The organism is Parabacteroides vesiculifaciens (genome assembly GCF_049860805.1).
In the GTDB taxonomy this organism is placed as follows: Bacteria; Bacteroidota; Bacteroidia; order Bacteroidales; family Tannerellaceae; genus Parabacteroides.
The window spans coordinates 4,890,921-4,908,477 of record NZ_CP187555.1; the positions used below are offsets into that span (position 1 = coordinate 4,890,921).

General features: G+C 42.9%; 13 protein-coding genes. 10 read left to right on the plus strand and 3 right to left on the minus strand.

Annotated elements, in window-relative coordinates; translation table 11 throughout:
* The first annotated feature begins 273 nt into the window (after positions 1-273).
* From ACPYIV_RS19530 to ACPYIV_RS19565, 8 genes are all read left to right on the plus strand, one after another.
* A complete protein-coding gene (locus ACPYIV_RS19530; RefSeq protein WP_425884713.1) occupies positions 274-1,290 on the plus strand; it encodes a DNA-binding protein in 1,017 nt (338 codons plus the stop codon).
* Entirely contained in the window at positions 1,283-1,756 is a 474-nt protein-coding gene (locus ACPYIV_RS19535) for a Fic family protein (RefSeq protein ID WP_300762937.1), read from the plus strand. Before ACPYIV_RS19530 ends, ACPYIV_RS19535 begins: the two co-directional genes overlap by 8 nt.
* 178 nt (positions 1,757-1,934) lie before the next feature.
* Positions 1,935-3,131: a glycoside hydrolase family 88 protein gene (locus ACPYIV_RS19540; RefSeq protein WP_425884716.1), complete on the plus strand. Its 1,197-nt coding sequence runs from the start codon at positions 1,935-1,937 to the stop codon at positions 3,129-3,131.
* Positions 3,132-3,140: 9 nt separating this feature from the next.
* Entirely contained in the window at positions 3,141-4,358 is a 1,218-nt protein-coding gene (locus tag ACPYIV_RS19545) for a DUF2264 domain-containing protein (RefSeq protein WP_425884718.1), read from the plus strand.
* Between the two features lie 43 nt (positions 4,359-4,401).
* Positions 4,402-5,244 carry a 5-dehydro-4-deoxy-D-glucuronate isomerase gene (kduI, locus tag ACPYIV_RS19550; protein WP_301705432.1) on the plus strand — a complete coding sequence of 281 codons (843 nt, stop codon included), beginning with the start codon at positions 4,402-4,404 and terminating at the stop codon, positions 5,242-5,244.
* Between the two features lie 30 nt (positions 5,245-5,274).
* Positions 5,275-6,066 (plus strand): gluconate 5-dehydrogenase, encoded by a 792-nt coding sequence (locus tag ACPYIV_RS19555; RefSeq protein ID WP_293734842.1) that lies wholly within the window; start codon positions 5,275-5,277, stop codon positions 6,064-6,066.
* A gap of 206 nt (positions 6,067-6,272) precedes the next feature.
* Positions 6,273-7,178: a 6-bladed beta-propeller gene (locus ACPYIV_RS19560; RefSeq protein ID WP_301202356.1), complete on the plus strand. Its 906-nt coding sequence runs from the start codon at positions 6,273-6,275 to the stop codon at positions 7,176-7,178.
* A gap of 117 nt (positions 7,179-7,295) precedes the next feature.
* Positions 7,296-8,426, plus strand: a complete 1,131-nt coding sequence (locus ACPYIV_RS19565) for an AAA family ATPase (protein ID WP_293740964.1) — start codon at positions 7,296-7,298, stop codon at positions 8,424-8,426.
* A gap of 65 nt (positions 8,427-8,491) precedes the next feature.
* Here ACPYIV_RS19565 and ACPYIV_RS19570 read toward each other — a convergent pair whose 3' ends face one another.
* Together ACPYIV_RS19570 and ACPYIV_RS19575 are read right to left on the minus strand one after the other, a co-directional pair.
* Positions 8,492-9,988 (minus strand): acetyl-CoA hydrolase/transferase family protein, encoded by a 1,497-nt coding sequence (locus ACPYIV_RS19570; protein ID WP_293734925.1) that lies wholly within the window; start codon positions 9,986-9,988, stop codon positions 8,492-8,494.
* A gap of 77 nt (positions 9,989-10,065) precedes the next feature.
* Positions 10,066-10,458, minus strand: coding sequence for a hypothetical protein (locus ACPYIV_RS19575; protein ID WP_425884722.1), 393 nt, complete (start codon positions 10,456-10,458; stop codon positions 10,066-10,068).
* Positions 10,459-10,708: 250 nt separating this feature from the next.
* Here ACPYIV_RS19575 and miaB point away from each other — a divergent pair, with 250 nt between their 5' ends.
* On the plus strand, positions 10,709-12,082 hold the full coding sequence (miaB, locus tag ACPYIV_RS19580; protein ID WP_293740965.1) for a tRNA (N6-isopentenyl adenosine(37)-C2)-methylthiotransferase MiaB: 1,374 nt from the start codon (positions 10,709-10,711) through the stop codon (positions 12,080-12,082).
* A gap of 188 nt (positions 12,083-12,270) precedes the next feature.
* Here miaB and ACPYIV_RS19585 read toward each other — a convergent pair whose 3' ends face one another.
* Entirely contained in the window at positions 12,271-12,705 is a 435-nt protein-coding gene (locus tag ACPYIV_RS19585) for a DUF6078 family protein (protein WP_425884725.1), read from the minus strand.
* Positions 12,706-13,302: 597 nt separating this feature from the next.
* Between ACPYIV_RS19585 and ACPYIV_RS19590 the strand changes: the two genes are divergently transcribed.
* On the plus strand, positions 13,303-17,193 hold the full coding sequence (locus ACPYIV_RS19590) for a DUF6383 domain-containing protein (RefSeq protein ID WP_425884727.1): 3,891 nt from the start codon (positions 13,303-13,305) through the stop codon (positions 17,191-17,193).
* Positions 17,194-17,557: the final 364 nt, after the last annotated feature.

The window sequence follows — 17,557 nt, forward strand, 5'->3', positions numbered from 1 at the left end:
TTCAATGTAGCCGGTATCCCTGTGAAGAGAGAAAGCATACATCAAAAACAAGCCCCGGAGATGGAAGACATTTTCGGGGCTTCGTTGTATATGCAGGTCGGCCGAACAGGATATTTTGGTAATTCAGAAATAAATTTTTTATTGTTTTTTTTGCGCAAAAAACATCTAAATCGAAGGTGAAAAGTATATTTAGGCCAAAAACATTCTGAATGCCAGCCCTCTTTGTTATCTTTGCAAGGAATGTATCAAAAACAGCGATATAACGAATAAATTATGAAAGATTTGACAGTCTCCGACATCGAGCGTCAGAATGTGCTGAACAATCGTTTTGCAGTTGACGAGATACAAAAGCATCTTGATATTACAGGAATGCTATTTGATGGAGAGTATCGATTTACAAAAAAAATGGTTGCCGATTTCTATGAAGTAGATACGTCTACCATAGACCGTTACCTTTCGTTGAATAGTGACGAATTAAAACATAATGGATATGTTTTATGTAAAGGTAAGTCCTTGAAAGAATTTAAGTTGCAATTTGCTCACCTTATAAATGAGGCGAGCAAAACTACTCAACTCGGTTTATTCAATTTCCGGGCATTTTTAAACATCGGCATGTTACTGACGGAAAGCGAAAAAGCGAAGGCTGTACGTAGTATGATTTTGGATTTGGTGATAGCTACCATCAATAAAAAGACAGGTGGAGGAACAAAATTTATCAATCGTAGGGACGTTTATTATATACCTGCTGCTATTACTGAAGAAAATTATCGCAGAAATCTAACTTCTGCAATTAATCAATGTGTAAATGGGCATCAAACCTATAAGTATGCACAAGTTACGGACTTTATCTACAAAGCGGTATTCAAGGAGAACGCTAAAGAGTACCGTGAAGTACTCAATTTAAACATCAAGGATAATATGCGGCATACGCTTTATGCGGAAGTGTTACTTGTTATATCTTCTTTTGAAAATGGTGTGGGAGCTGTCATTCAAGAACGATATAAAGTAAAACATAACGTTAAGTTAACCATGAAGGAAGTCGAAGATATTGTCAATGAGCTTGCAGAGCATCCTATGCAAAAGCCTTATTTAAATGATGCCCGGACAAAGATGGCTTCAAGGGATTACAGTTTCCGTGATGCCTATCATGGAAATATTGCCGATTATCTGAAAGCAGTAACCCCAGAAGAGTTTGAACGTTTTATTGGTGAACAATCAATTGATTTTGATCGCATTTTGGAAGAAAATAAAGATGTGCTTAAACGCTTAAAGCAGGCAGAGGATGAATAATCAAATAAAATATATCGATTATGACGAAACTTTGGATATTTATCGCCGCATGATAGATGCCAGTGATGGTGGTTTTGAGGGGGTACGTGATAAAGGTGGCATTCTGGCCACCCTTGATTTTGTGCAAGATGATTTATATTATCCATCCTTTGCGGGTAAGTTGTCATACATTGTTTTCAAGTTCTGTTCCGGTCATTATTTCAATGACGGAAACAAACGCATTGCTCTTACTCTTGGGGCTTATTTCTTGCATAAGAATGCCTACTATTGGCAAGCGTGTGTTTTTATGCGTCAATTAGAGTCTATTGTTTATCATGTTGCTGCTTCCAATATAGACCAAGAACTATTGCTGCGTATCATGAATTGCTTCATGAACGGGATTGATTATGACGAAGAACTGAAGATCGATATTGCTAATGCCATGTGCAAAGGAGAACTTGGTATAAAAGGAGAGGATTATGAATAGTGAATGGAAAATAGTTATTTTTGTTACTTAATTACTCTGTATTTTTGAGGCAGTAGCAGACAATGCTCCCGATGCTAAGCATCTCTAATAACTCATTACTTACTTTATTTCTCCAAATTATGCCAAATATTTATGACTTCTCATTATATTTGTCCAAAATCTTTCTAATTATCCAATTATGAACAAACTTTTAAGTTTATCTGTGTTAGCGACCACACTGTTATTGTCGTCTTGTAGTAATGCCCCGCAGGAAGAACCTCTTGCGAAAGTGATTGACCGTGGTTTGAAAGCCTCGACCGAACAGGCGCTGCTTATGGCCAAAGACCTGGAACAGCAGGAAGGCCGGCTGCCTAAGAGCATCAAAGATGGGAAGCTGGAAACCAGCGACTGCTATTGGTGGTGCAGCGGTTTCTTTCCCGGTGAACTCTGGTATTTGTATGAAAGCAATCCTACCCCCGAGTTGAAGAAGTACGCCGAACTTTTTACCGGACGCCTGGAAGATGTGCAGCATGTGACCGATAACCACGATGTGGGCTTTATGCTCTATTGTAGTTATGGCAATGGGTATCGGCTGACCCAAAATCCCGGCTATAAGGATGTTTTGGTGACAGGCGCCGGCTCGCTCAGCACCCGTTTCAACCCGATGATCAAGGCGATCCGTTCCTGGGACTTTACCAATAACGGCAAATGGCAGTATCCGGTTATCATCGATAATATGATGAACCTCGAACTGCTGACCTGGGCAAGCAAGACTACCGGCGATAACCGTTTCCATGATATCGCGGTTACGCATGCCAATACGACGATGGAAAATCATTTCCGTGACGACTACAGTTGCTATCATGTCGTTTCGTATGACACAATCACCGGAAAATCCCATATCAAAATGACGCATCAGGGGTATGCCGACGAATCGGCCTGGGCACGTGGACAGGCGTGGGCGATCTACGGCTATACGATGATGGCCCGTGAAACCGGAAGCCCCGAATATCTGGAACAGGCCAAACATATTGCCCATTTCCTGATGAACCATCCGAATATGCCTGCCGATAAAGTCCCGTATTGGGATTTCGACGCTCCCAATATCCCGGATGCACCGCGCGATGCCTCTGCAGCCGCTATCATGGCATCCGCCCTGATCGAATTGAGCCAGTTGGATAAGTCGGACGAGGCAAAAAGCTATCTGGACTTTGCCGAACAGCAGGTACGCTCTTTATCATCCCCTGAATATTTGGCGGAGAAGGGAACAAACTGTAACTTTGTACTCAAGCATTCGACCGGCCATCTGCCTGGAAACAGCGAGGTGGACGTGCCGCTTAGCTATGCCGATTACTATTATGTAGAAGCATTGATGAGACTGAAAAAATTAATTTGAATATAAACCATGAGAAATTCATTGAAAATCGCCGTACTAATTCTATGTACGATCTGTTTGCCTTTTACAGGCAACGCCCAGCAGACAACTGGTAAAGAAGATCGTGCGTTCTGGGTGGAAAACCTGACACGCATCGCTGATCCCGTGCTGGTCAATTTGAGCAATAATACGCTGAAGAAGAATATGCCTTACGAATCGTTGGGAGACCGCCAGCGTTTCTCTCATCTGGAAGCCGTAGGCCGTCTGATTTGCGGTATTGCTCCCTGGTTGGAGCTGGGGCCGGACAATACACCTGAAGGCAAGCTCCGTGAGAAATATATTAATCTGGCTGTAAAAGGATTGAAGAATGCAGTTAATCCTGAGGCTCCCGACTATTTGGTTTTCGGTGAACCGTCGCAACCCTTAGTGGATGCTGCTTTCCTTGCACAAGGGTTATTGCGCGCTCCGAAACAGCTTTGGGGCAACCTGGACCCGCAGGCAAAAGAGTGGATGATTACGGAGTTGAAGCGTAGCCGTAACATTAAGCCTTTTGAAAGCAATTGGTTGCTTTTTGCTTCGACCGTCGAAGCTGCTTTGTTGGAGTTTACAGGAGAATGTGACATGGAGCGGATGCTGTATGGAGTGAAAAAATTCCGTGACGAATGGTATAAAGGGGATGCAATGTATGGTGATGGAGTTGATTTTCACATGGATTATTATAATAGTTTCGTGATCCATCCGATGCTGACGGACGTGCTGGTCGTGATGAAGAAGCATGGTATCGAAGGAGCTGATTTCTTGGATACACAGTTGAAACGCCATGCCCGCTATGCCGAGATACTGGAACGTTTTATCTCTCCCGAAGGTTCTTTCCCGGTTGTCGGCCGCTCTATCTGCTACCGTTTCGGTGCTTTCCATGCGTTGGGACAGGCGGCTTTGATGCATATTTTGCCCGAAAGGGTGAAGCCGGCGCAGGTGCGTTGTGCTTTGACTTCCGTGATCCGTCGGCAGTTGAAGTCTCCGGCTAATTTCGACAAAAATGGTTGGTTGCGCGTAGGCTTTACTGGTGAACAAATCGAGATATCCGAGTCTTATATCAATACGGGGAGTGTCTATCTTTGTGCTTTTGGTTTAGTACCTCTGGGATTGCCGGAAACGGATGAGTTCTGGTCTGGCCCTTACACGGAATGGACAAATGTGAAAGCCTGGAACGGAGAGAAGGTGCAGGCTGACCATGCGATTAAATAATTGAAAATGAAGAATTGAAAATTAAATAAATACAAAAAAGAAGATGAAAACAAATTATGAATTGCGTTATGCTGCGCATCCGGAAGATGCAAAGCAATATGATACGAAACGTATCCGCCGTGACTTCCTGATTGAAAAGGTGTTTACTCCGAACGAAGTGAATATGGTCTATTCCATGTACGACCGTATGATCGTTGGCGGCGCTATGCCGGTAGGCGAGATATTGGATCTGGAAGCAATCGATCCCTTGAAAGCACCTTATTTCTTGACCCGCCGTGAGATGGGCATTTTTAATGTGGGTGGTCCCGGTGCGATAATGGTCGATGGCGAGATTATCGAACTGGGTTTTAAAGAAGCTCTCTATTTAGGAGCTGGTGACCGGGAGGTTAAGTTTATCAGTCCGATCGCAGAAAATCCGGCTAAATTCTACTTCAACTCCACTACGGCACACCGTAGCTATCCGGATAAAAAAGTAACGAAGGCTGACGCCGTTGTTGCCGCTATGGGCTCTTTGGAAATGTCTAACGACCGTAACATCAATAAGATGATCGTCAACCAGGTTCTTCCTACCTGCCAGTTGCAGATGGGTATGACCGAACTGAAACCGGGTAGTGTCTGGAACACCATGCCGGCACATGTGCACAGCCGCCGTATGGAAGCCTATTTCTATTTCGATATCCCTGAAGACCAGGCTATCTGCCACTTTATGGGTGAAGTAGACGAAACACGCCATATCTGGATGAAGGGCGATCAGGCCGTTTTGTCTCCCGAATGGTCTATCCATAGCGCTGCCGCTACTCACAACTATACTTTCATCTGGGGTATGGGTGGTGAAAATCTGGATTACGGTGACCAGGATTTCTCTTTGATCACAGACTTAAAATAATATTCGCACATTAAATACATTATTATCATTATGGTAAATTTTTCATTGGAAGGTAAGGTTGCACTTGTAACAGGTGCTTCTTACGGTATTGGTTTTGCGATTGCCACTGCGTTCGCCAAAGCCGGTGCAACGATCGTTTTTAACGATATCAAACAGGAGTTGGTTGATAAAGGTCTTGCTGCCTATGAAGCAGAAGGTATCAAAGCGCATGGTTATGTTTGTGACGTGACGAATGAAGAACAGGTGAATGCTTTCATTGCACAGGTGGAAAAGGAAGTAGGCATTATCGATATCTTAGTAAACAATGCTGGTATCATCAAACGTATCCCGATGACAGAAATGACGGCTGCCGAATTCCGTCAGGTGATTGATATCGACCTGAACGGTCCGTTTATCGTATCGAAGGCTGTTATCCCTTCCATGATCAAGAAAGGACACGGAAAGATTATCAATATCTGCTCTATGATGAGCGAATTGGGCCGTGAAACCGTGTCGGCTTATGCTGCAGCCAAAGGCGGTTTAAAGATGCTGACTCGCAACATCGCATCCGAATATGGCGAATATAACATCCAGTGCAACGGTATCGGCCCGGGTTATATCGCTACTCCGCAGACGGCTCCTTTGCGTGAAAGACAGGCCGACGGTTCCCGTCATCCGTTCGATGCCTTTATCGTAGCCAAGACTCCGGCTGCCCGTTGGGGAACTCCCGAAGACTTGATGGGACCTGCTGTGTTCTTAGCATCCGACGCATCCGACTTTGTAAACGGCCACGTGCTGTATGTCGATGGCGGTATCCTGGCTTATATCGGTAAACAGCCTTGATAAATAGAAATCAGATGGATGACCGCAGATACGATCTGTGGTCATCTGCTTATTTCTGCATAATTTGTTTGTTTTATTAATCTTATTTCTTTATTCATATGAAAACCATCCCTCTCCTTCTTTTATCCTTCTTGTCTCTTTGTGCTTGTTCTTCTCAAAAAGACAAAATAGAAATTTATCAAACGAAACGAAGCAATGAAATCAATGTGCGGGATCGAATCAAAGAGATCGATATGGGAGATGTCTTGATTAGCCGTTATTCGGGACCTTATATACTTGATCAATATCTGATTATCGGTGATTACTGGTCGAAAGACACTGTTGTCTTTATCTTTGACAAAAATAACTTCCGCCACATTTGCAGTACGGCTTTGGTTGGTCCGGGGCCGGATGAAATAACGGGCTTCGGCTCTGTCGGCATTAATGAAAAAGAACGGGAATTTTACCTGAGCGATCATGGCAAGCACAAAATCTACAAGTACAGTTTGGATAGTGTCCTGGCTGATCCTCAGAACTATAAACATAAAGTGAAAGTGGACCTGAAAGAGCGAATACCGACGCGTTACGTATATGTAAACGATACGCTTTCTTATGGTATATTCATGCTGCCTTATCACGACCATTCTTTCGATGTTTCCATCGCTAAATGGGACATGACGAACAACACTGTCATACCTTTGAACTACGTGAATCCGGAGATCAAACGTGTACGCGCGAGTTTTGCCGTATCGTTGGAGCAGGAAGTTATTGTAGAGTGCTTTTCCCATAATGACCTGATGACGATTCTTGATCTTGACGGTAATTTGAAATATAATGTATACGGTCCCGATTGGAATAACGAAATGACGAACCGCCGTGATTTTTTCAAAGATGTGGTTATTGCCGGGGATAAAATCATTGCCTCGACTGCTTTCGGAGGTGCCCACACATCTAAGGAGACTCTCACGACTGCTTTCCTCGTTTTTGATCTTCAAGGAAATTATCTTCATACGCTTGAAACCGGTTCTGATATCTTGGGGTTTTGCTATGACAAAGACAATAACCGCCTGATCATTTGTTTCGATGCTGAAATTCAGTATGGATATTTGGATTTATCCCAATTGGAAATATAAAAACGCAAAAGGACAAGTTCCTCCTAGAGGAAAGCCATCGGAACGGGAATAGAAATTTGATTACGTCATGGTAATTATTGTAAGATAATAATTATCTTTGCATAAAAAGGTAATCGTATGACTCTGTTGAACAATCCATTTGTAACAAGTGGTTACATTGCTCCCGAATACTTCTGTGATCGGGAGAGGGAAACCGAAGAGTTGCTTCGTTGGCTGGTCAATGAAAACAATGTAGCTATCATTTCTACCCGCCGTATGGGAAAGACCGGGTTAATCCAACATTGTTTCCATTTGGAAGAAATAAAGGATCATTATTATACCTTTCTTATTGATATTTATGCAACGAAGACGCTCCGGGAGTTTGTCTTCCAGTTGGGAAAAACGATTTTATCTACTTTAAAACCGAAGGGACGGAAAGCGTGGGAACTTTTTGTCGATAGTTTGGTCTCTTTAAAAGCGGGCTTTTCATTCGATATATCCGGAATGCCGCAATGGAATCTTGAATTAGGGGATGTCAAGTCTCCGGAAACGACTTTAGATGAAATCTTTCATTATCTATCTATAGCCGATAAACCTTGTATGGTTGCCGTCGATGAATTCCAGCAAGTTGCCCAATATCCGGAGAAAAATACGGAGGCACTGCTACGCACTTATGTCCAGCATTGCCACAATGCCCGTTTTGTATTTGCCGGTTCGCAACGCCATTTAATGGGGGAAATGTTTATCAGTCCGGCACGCCCTTTTTATCAAAGTGTTTCAATACTTCATTTGGCAGCAATTGATAAACGGAAGTACATTGAATTTGCCCGGCATCATTTCCGAATCGCCCGAAAAAGTATCGATGTGTCGGTTATCGATTCTTTATATGATCGTTTTGAGGGCATTACCTGGTATCTTCAAAAAGTATTGAATATTCTTTTCGCAATCACTCCGCAGGGAGAGGAGTGTGATAAAGAGATAGTCGAACAATCGATCGATTTTATATTGGATTCTTATTCTTTTACTTATTCCGAATTACTTTATCAGTTGCCGGAAAAACAAAAAGAATTGATGATTGCTATTTGTAAAGAGGGAAAAGCTACCGCATTGACTTCCGGGAAATTTATCCATAAATACAGCTTGCCGTCGAGTAGTTCGGTTCAATCGGCTTTAAAAGGTCTGTTGGAAAAAGACTTCATAACAAAAGAAGGAAATTCTTACATGGTTTACGATCGCTTTTTTTCGTTGTGGCTAAAGCGAAACTTTTAAAAGCCTGTTTATATAGCACGCAGGTAGATCGTTTGTCTCTTCTGCGTGCTATTAATTTATGATGTTTACTTGTTGTACTTGCTCCAGTCAACATTGTGCATATCACCGCTGGCTGCCAGTTCTTCGTGGAAAGCGAAGCAGCATTTCAGGTTCTGGGGCGTATGTCCCTTGATACCCATTGCCAAGTATTCTTCCAGTAACGGCTTGTAATCCGGGTGGACACAGTTGTCGATGATGCAACGTGCACGTTCGATCGGAGATTTACCGCGCAGGTCGGCAACACCATATTCCGTGATGATGACTTTAACAGAGTGCTCACTGTGATCCAGGTGGGAAACCATCGGAACGAATGCGCTGATCTTACCTTCCTTAGCCGTAGACGGGGTCGTGAAGATGGACAACATGGCCGAGCGGGTGAAGTCGCCGGAACCACCGATACCGTTCATCATTCTTGTACCGGATACGTGTGTGGAGTTGATGTTACCGAAGATATCGGCTTCCAGAGCCGTATTGATAGCCACCAGGCCGAGACGGCGGGCAACTTCCGGATTGTTGGAGATTTCCTGCGGACGAAGCAGGATTTTATCTTTAAAGAAATCTAAGTTTGCATAGATATCGCGGATCACTTCGTTGCTGACAGACAGCGAGCAACCGCTGGCAAACTTGACGCGTCCCTGTTTCATCAGCGCGATAACAGCATCCTGGATAACTTCCGTATAGACATTGAATGCCGGTATTTCCTTGTTTTCGCCCATGCAACCCAAAACGGCATTGGCAACATTACCCACACCACTCTGCAACGGAACGAATTCTTTCGGCAGACGGCCTGCTTTGATCTCGCCTACCAGGAAGTTGGCAACATTCTGGCCGATAGCCATTGTTACATCGTCCAGCGGAGAGAACTTACCGCCTTCGTTCGGTTCGTCAGTTTTGACAACGCCGACGATTTTAGCCGGATCGACCTTCACACATTCGCTACCGATGCGGTCGGACGGAGTGTAAACAGGGATTTCACGGCGGTAAGGAGGATCGGCCGGTTCGTAGATATCGTGCATACCGCGGATTTCTTTCGGGTGGCGGCAGTTCAGTTCGACGATGATGCGGTCAGCCATACGGCAGATTGTCGGCAGGATGCCCACGCCGCTTGTCGGGACGATTTCACCGTCTTCCGTCACATCGGCTGCTTCGACGATAGCCACGTCTACCTTGCCTAAGAAGCCGTAACGCAGGCTCTGTGCCAGTTCTGACAAGTGCATGTCGAAATACTGTGCGCCGTGAGAGTTCAGCAGGGCACGCAGGTCTTTGTTAGACTGGTACGGGGTACGGAATTTGATCGCATTCGCACGAGCCAGTTCGCCATCCAGCTTGTCACCTGTCGAGGCGCCGGTAAACATACCGATCTGGAACGGGTTTCCTTTTTCATGTTCGGCAATTGCTTTTTTTGCAATAGCGCCCGGTACAACTTTAGGACATCCGGCAGGAGTAAATCCGCTAAAGCCCACATTGTCGTTGTGATGTACGAATGAAGCTGCTTCTTCAGCTGTAATAAATTTTAAAGCCATGATATTATTTGTTGTTATATTAGTAATTCTTTATTCAGTTAACAGTTCGGCGCAAAGGTATTAAAAAAGAATATAGATTAATACTTGCGGTTAAGTATTTCAGTGTAAATAACTGCTTTTCTCAGTTCGGCGGCATTGTCGAACTCTATATCCGTTAGCGAATTTTCTTCTTCGGCCGGGGGAACGGCAAGACGGTTTCCGTCGAATGACTGCTTTCCCGCTGTTTTTTCGGCGGTAAGGAACGGTTTGGGAGCGGCAACGGGCTGTTTGGCGGGTTTCGGATTTTGCATCTCTTCCAAAACTTCCCAGAAGCCTTTGTCGGGAACGTTTTCTTCTTCAGCTACGATTTCCCTGTCCGGCTGGCCCAATATCTGTTTCGGGCGCTTTTTCTTGTTCTTAGAACTGAATAAGCTACTGATCCCTGCAATTATCAGGAACACAATATATAGCCAATCACCTGCGTTATCCATAAACTTTGATTATTTTTGCACTCCAAATGTAGGAAATATTATTCAGAAGTGAAAGAAAGGAAACATATAATAGGTATAAAAGTAAATAAGGGTAACTTCACAGCCACCCTTATTCGATTTAACCAAAACCTTAACTATGAAAAAATTTACGTTTTTCAATTGCAAATATAAGGGCGCTGTTTGAACTGTGCAAGTATTTGAGCATTTATTTTTGGCAAAAGAATATATTTTAAATTAATTAACAAAGAAGATGACAAATCAAGAGAATGGCGCGGACTTAAAATCCGCAGCCGTAATGGAGGAAAAGAAGTTGTTCATCGAAACCTACGGGTGTCAGATGAATGTGGCAGACAGCGAAGTAGTCGCTTCCATCATGAAAATGGATGGGTATGCGGTGACCGACAAGATCGAAGATGCTGATGCTATTTTCGTCAACACGTGTTCGGTTCGCGATAATGCCGAACAGAAAATCTATGGACGGCTTCAATATTTCCAGTCATTAAAAAGAAAGAAAAAATCGTTAGTGATCGGTGTGCTGGGATGCATGGCCGAACGGGTGAAAGAGGAACTGATCGATGTACATCATGCCGATTTGGTTGTCGGTCCGGATTCCTACATGGACCTGCCGAACCTGGTGGGTGCGGTCGAGCATGGCGAGAAGGCGATCAATGTCGAACTTTCCACGCAGGAAACCTACAAGGATGTGATCCCGTTGAAATTGGGAGGCGTGCATATTTCGGGCTTCGTCTCCATCATGCGCGGGTGTAATAATTTCTGCACCTATTGTATCGTGCCGTATACACGCGGGCGGGAGCGCAGCCGGGATATCGAAAGCATCCTGAACGAGATACGCGATATGCGCGATAAAGGTTTCAAGGAAGTGACCCTGCTCGGGCAGAATGTGAACTCTTATCTTTTTGAGAAAGACGGGGAAAAAATCTCATTTCCTGTATTGCTGAAGCGTGTCGCCGAGGAAGTGCCGGATATGCGTGTACGCTTTACCACTTCACACCCGAAGGATATGAGTGACGAAACCCTGCACGTGATCGCCGGACATGATAATATATGTAAGATGATCCACCTTCCAGCACAATCGGGGAGCTCCCGCATCCTGAAAGTGATGAACCGCAAATATACGCGTGAATGGTATCTGGACCGTATCGCCGCAATCCGCCGCATTCTGCCGGATTGTGCTATCTCGACCGACCTGTTTTGCGGATTCCATTCCGAAACGGAAGAGGATTACCAGGAAACACTTTCCCTGATGCGCGAAGTGGGCTACGACAGCGCTTTCCTTTTCAAATATTCCGAACGTCCGGGTACCTATGCGGCCCAGCATCTTCCCGATACGGTAAGTGAAGAAGAGAAGATCCGCCGCCTGCAAGGTATGATCGATCTGCAGAACCAGCTTTCGGAAGAAAGCAACAAGCGTGATATCGGCAAAGTGTTCGAAGTTTTGGTCGAAGGTTTCTCCAAGCGTTCACGCGAACAGTTGTTCGGGCGTACCAGCCAGAATAAAGTCGTGATTTTTGACAAGAAGAACTATCATGTAGGACAATTTATCAAAATACGTATCAACCGGGCTTCTTCTGCTACTCTGTTCGGGGAGCCGGTGGAGGGATAACCCCTATTGACACCGATCATTTGTTTCAATATCAGAAACAAAAGTGTCTGTGGTCGAAACTTTAGTTTCAAGGCACGAAACTAAAGTTTCGACCGATGAAACAAAAGTTTCCTGCCGATGAAACAAAAGTTTCAAAGGCGGGAACTGTTTGAAACTTTTGTTTCGCAGAAAATATTCACTGAAACCTATTACCAATCGAAGCTTTCCCTGTATGAATCGAAAAACGGTTCTTCGTTGATTCCGTTTTGTTTAAAGAGTTGTTTGATGAAAATTTGATGTTCGGGCAATAACTCGTTTTCCTTGCGCAAGAAACGGTAATAAAGTGTTTTTCCGAAGTGGTCAACCATCTGTCTTCTTAGATGCAAAGCTATTTTATGCGGCACATTATCGAGCAAGTTTGTAATCCCCAAAGCAATTCGTCTCTTGATTTGTGATTTGAAGAAAGGGCAATCGTCTCCTTCCTCCGGGAAACAGGCCGGATTTACGGTCGGAAAGAATTTGCGGATGGAGGTGCTGTTGGCTGCTGCCAAGTGGCGTAAACAATTGTCCATCTGCTTGCATTGATCGTTTAAGCAATGCGCGAAGTCGTATGGGACTTCTTGATAATCAAATTCGTTTTTCATAATACGCAAATATACGGATTATATTTGGATCCGTATCTTGTTTTTGCATCTGTATTAAGTGCAAACTATTGTTATCGCCTAAAGAAAAAGTAACATTTATTTTTGTAGTCTTCTGGAATTGGCCATTTTGCCGGTCTTTTTCGGGCAAAATTGATGTAGGCGTATTTGGCGGTATCTGTTTGATTATCTACTGTTTGGCTTTTTTATAATGTACACGCGTACATATATGATAAATACTTGGATTTATGTGTTTTTTATTGCCCTAAGTGGTTGGATGATAATTGGATAGGATATAGTTTCAAAATGACTAAAGAAAACGTACGTTTATTTTCGTCACAAAAATACGCATACTTTTTAAACTTGCAATCCTTTCCATCAATAATTTTTCCTTTTCTATGTCCTTTCTTATCAATTAGATAAGCTAAACCGTACGAAAATAGGCTTTTGGCCAACAAACCCCCAAAAAATGACTAAAAAAAACGTACGTTTTTTCTCGTCAAAATACAGAAGTTTAGTTAAAAGACGAAAACAGGAGAGACGCACGTAAGATCGATCGAACTTTTAGTATATGTATTATTAATATTAATTCAAATGATTATGAACAAAAAGTTTTCTACTCTGATGGCGCTTGCGCTGGTAGCAGGGTCTGTTTCCGCTCAAAACTGGAAAGATCAAACTAATGCTACAGTGCAGGGTGCTTATCGTACGTTTGAGACAAAGTCCGCACCATCAAATCACACGGACAATGATGCAATTGCAGCTACTACTGCAGCCGGAGAATATACTCTTGCTACTGCTGGCGCTTGGACTAAAAATGTCTATTCTATTGATCGTAACCTGTATTATCAGTTGGAAGTAAAAAATGATGATACAGCTTATCCGGACGTTCTGGTTCAAGAACGTGATTATGAGACTGGCGAGATTTATCTGCGTACAGTTAAGAAGGACAAAGCTCCTTTGAATGCTTCTTTATGGAGAATCGAATACTCGAAACCCGATGGTGTGAGTGGAGGTTACTTTACTTATCTTAATAAAGAAACCGGACTTGCTCTTACGTTTGATCATTCTGTAATTAAAAATGACAGTGTTTCGGAGTTAAGAGCCGGTATTGCTGAATGGTCTTGGTACACAGTGAATGCAAGCAATAACGCTGTATTAGGATTCCAAAAGGTTTATTCTTATCTGCATAATCAAAGCGACAATCAAGTAATGTATCTATCCTATGAGGTTGCTGGTGATAAATCCAAGTATGGAACTGCAACTGCTTTAAATGATAGATTGGAATATCCGGGAAATAAAGGATATGCTTATCCTGATGGCAATAGAAGTGAATGGAAATTGGTAAAAGCAAAAGTTGCCAATACTGCAGATGCTGGACATGATTTGAACAATCTGACAGACGTATTGGAGATGAAGCCGGTTATTGCCGCTCCTTTCTTTATGACAGCTGAGCAGTTCAATACTCGTATGGATGCTGATAACAAGCTGAATGCTGACACCTTCTTATTCAAGATGAATAAAGATTTACAGGGTGCAGGTGTTTTCTTGAATCAGTATTTTACGGCTGAAGAAAACGCATTACGTTTGACAGATAATCTCTTGAACGGTAGTGAGAATGTTTATACTTTGGATGCAAATGGTATTGCATTTACTAAGTCAACTGAAGGTTCTTTGAATCCGCTTGCAAATAAATTCAACCTGAACTTCAAGACTGCTGCAGGGACTTATTTGTTGGCCGATACAGCTCGTTATCAGGATGATACTCATAAACCATCTGTTTCTCCGGCTGTTATGTTTGGACTGAAAACACCGAAGACAAACGATAACACGTTCATGAAAGCACGTTATTATTTCCGTGCTACTTATTTCCCGACAAACGATAGTATTGTTATCGAACCGTTGAATGCTGCTGTTCAGGCAGACTTTGAATATGATGCTGACATGGCTTGGAGCGAATCAGCTGCAACTACTTCATTTGCAAGAACCGCAGATTATTCGAAGGCCAATACATTGGTAAATGATTATACATCTTATACTTCCAAAACGGTTTCTTTGACAGCCGCAACGATTCCCGGAGTAGAAAAAGAAGTAATCACAGTAGCAAAAGATGGTAAGGGCGAATTTAAAGTTAAAACAACCATCGACCGTCCGTTCGAATACCTGAATCGTGCAACCAAAGAATCGGGTTTGTATTTCATCAACTTGGCTAACCACAATGACCGTCAGCGTGCCAAAGGTATGTGGATCGTTAAGAACATGGCTGGTAATATGATGTATGACACAGAGGCTATGAACCAACGTTATGACCTGATGCCGTCTGCAATGTGGACTGTAGAACAATTAGGTTGTGAAAAGATGGGTGAAGCTGACTCTGCTAAATATGTGAAGATCCAGAACCGTGAATATCCGGGCGTTGTATTTGAAGGCCAGTTGTATTCTAAAGATGGTGTAAACTATCGCTTTATCAACCGTAAAGGTGGTTATTCCGGAGATTATATCGCTTCTTCCGGTATGTTTGGAGGTTCAGACTTGCTGCGTGTTGCCGATTCTTTGACATTCACAAAAGTAACTGATCCCGTTGCTTATACACGCGAACATGGCTATAAGATGTTTACGAAAGACGAACTGAACAACGGTATCGAAAACAACTATCAGATCAAGTGGAACAACTTCATGAATGATAATCTGTATCTGCAGAGCAATAAAGACACAATGTCTTATATTGATGAGGCATCTGCTCCTACATATTATGAAATCGCTGAAGCTACTCTGCCGACAAACCAAGGTGCAATCTATAATGAATTCGGTAGCGTAATCGAATTTATAAACCAGACCGGCGACTTAGATACTTCTTTGGTACAGTTGCACAGAAAAGCATATGTGATCAAGGTTAAAGATAATAACCTGATTGATAATAACCGTCTGTATATCGCTTCTGTTAAGGCTGCCGATGGCCGTTATTACTATCGTGCCGTTAAACAGTCTGAACTGAACAACGTAGACAAGAAATTGGCTGTATTCTATCTGAAAGTGAACCAGGTCCGTCTGGACGACAACAGCGCAATTATGGATACTTGCTATGTATTGGTTGATATCAACAAGCCAACTACGACTCCGGTTGCTTATGATGGTACATTGAGCACATCTACTTATGATTTGGATGTTGAAAACGGTTGGATGCAGGCAGCTGTTGAAGCCGGTTACAAGATGGGTAATGTACGTGACAACGATTTGAATGATGAACCGAACGATGTTGCAGATGCATTCTATACAACTCACGAGGTTCGTCCTCAGTATGTAAATATCTCGGCTGATTATGACGTACAGTTGAATAGCAATATCAAGATTTACCAGCAGTTGGCCGCTAAGAACTATCTGTTCGAAGATTGCAAAGACCATAACAATGTACAGAAGATACAGGATATTAACAAAGATTTCCACTATCTGGGTCTTGAAAGCCGTACAATGGATGTAGAAAAAGATGCAGCTCTTTATGTTGACGAAGTTGTTAAGGATTACGCTTTGATGCAACGTTATCTGTTCGGTGTTCGCGTAGATTCAATTCCTGACGGTTTTGTTTGCGATGATCCTACAATGGTTCACGGTTACTGGGATAGCCAGGAAAATGCAGAAGACGATGGTGAGACTCATTACAAACCGTACAATGGTTATACTTCTGGCTGGTTCCTTGTAAACCTGGAAGATTCTATCGGTTCAAGTACTAATATGATGGATAACGCTGACTTGTATAAGTTCAACAACTATACTCGTCTGGGCTTTGTAGAAGGCATCCATCAGGTAGACGGTGATGAAGAATATCTCTACATCGTAAACCCGGGATATACGTTGAACGATTTGATGACTGTAAAAGACAACGGTAGCCATGCTAAATATACAAAGGCTGGTTTTGTTTTGGATCCGAACAAGTTGGCTGTTGATGCAACAACTAATAAAGGTGTATATGTTAAACGTCACAGTATTAAGGGTGATGTGAATACAAATCATACATTCTCTTTGCGTAAGACTAATACATACGCTGACGGTACTTACGATCAGACTGCAAGCGAACCGTTCCTGTTAGAATCCGCTTGTAAAGATGTTGCTGACTTCGAAGGCATGTGGGTTAAATCTGAAAATGGTATTCCTGTTTTGGCAAAGGTTGAAACAGCAAACGGCCAGCATGAAAACGGTACAGGTGCTGCTATTGCTGAAAAGATCGGCCAGTCCGGTGTATTCTACTTCGAAACAACAACAGACGAAGCTACTGCTAACGATGAAGTATCCGTATCTTCTGTAACAGTAATCTCCGGTAACGGTTCAGTACAGGTTGCAGGTGCTGCCGGCAAGAAAGTGGTTATCACTAACATCTTGGGCCAGACAGTCGCTAACACAGTGATCGTTTCTGACAACGCCACTATCGCTGCTCCTGCTGGTGTAGTCGTAGTAGCTGTCGAAGGCGAAGAAGCTGTAAAAGCAATTGTAAAGTAATCTCAGAATAATAACATTACAATTATAATCAAATAATTCTAAATAAGATCGTGGGCCGTAGAGATGCACGGCTGTGCATCTCTACAAACAACGGCAATTACCCTGCGACAGGTGAACAAGCGATCGTATTATTAATACTAAAGTATTGAAATAAAGTTCTTCTGCCAGTATGCCTGTGAAGGTCGAAAGCAGTTAAAAACAATCCCCGGCGGTAATATTATCGTTGGGGATTCGTTTATTTAAGATGAGTATGCTATTTTTGTGGGATAATAAAGGGTATCTTATGCTTGATAAGAAATATATTTTAATCTGGCTTCTTTTTCTAATGCTGGCTCCCCCTTTAAAAGCAACAGAAATTGATAGT

Excerpts from the sequence above, each read along its gene's own strand:
- ACPYIV_RS19590 (WP_425884727.1), top strand. The coding sequence starts at position 13,303 with ATGAACAAAAAGTTTTCTACTCTGATGGCGCTTGCGCTGGTAGCAGGG.
- ACPYIV_RS19565 (WP_293740964.1), top strand. The coding sequence starts at position 7,296 with ATGACTCTGTTGAACAATCCATTTGTAACAAGTGGTTACATTGCTCCC.
- ACPYIV_RS19530 (WP_425884713.1), top strand. The coding sequence starts at position 274 with ATGAAAGATTTGACAGTCTCCGACATCGAGCGTCAGAATGTGCTGAAC.
- ACPYIV_RS19575 (WP_425884722.1), bottom strand. The coding sequence starts at position 10,458 with ATGGATAACGCAGGTGATTGGCTATATATTGTGTTCCTGATAATTGCA.
- ACPYIV_RS19570 (WP_293734925.1), bottom strand. The coding sequence starts at position 9,988 with ATGGCTTTAAAATTTATTACAGCTGAAGAAGCAGCTTCATTCGTACAT.
- ACPYIV_RS19540 (WP_425884716.1), top strand. The coding sequence starts at position 1,935 with ATGAACAAACTTTTAAGTTTATCTGTGTTAGCGACCACACTGTTATTG.
- miaB (WP_293740965.1), top strand. The coding sequence starts at position 10,709 with ATGACAAATCAAGAGAATGGCGCGGACTTAAAATCCGCAGCCGTAATG.
- ACPYIV_RS19545 (WP_425884718.1), top strand. The coding sequence starts at position 3,141 with ATGAGAAATTCATTGAAAATCGCCGTACTAATTCTATGTACGATCTGT.
- kduI (WP_301705432.1), top strand. The coding sequence starts at position 4,402 with ATGAAAACAAATTATGAATTGCGTTATGCTGCGCATCCGGAAGATGCA.
- ACPYIV_RS19535 (WP_300762937.1), top strand. The coding sequence starts at position 1,283 with ATGAATAATCAAATAAAATATATCGATTATGACGAAACTTTGGATATT.
- ACPYIV_RS19555 (WP_293734842.1), top strand. The coding sequence starts at position 5,275 with ATGGTAAATTTTTCATTGGAAGGTAAGGTTGCACTTGTAACAGGTGCT.
- ACPYIV_RS19585 (WP_425884725.1), bottom strand. The coding sequence starts at position 12,705 with ATGAAAAACGAATTTGATTATCAAGAAGTCCCATACGACTTCGCGCAT.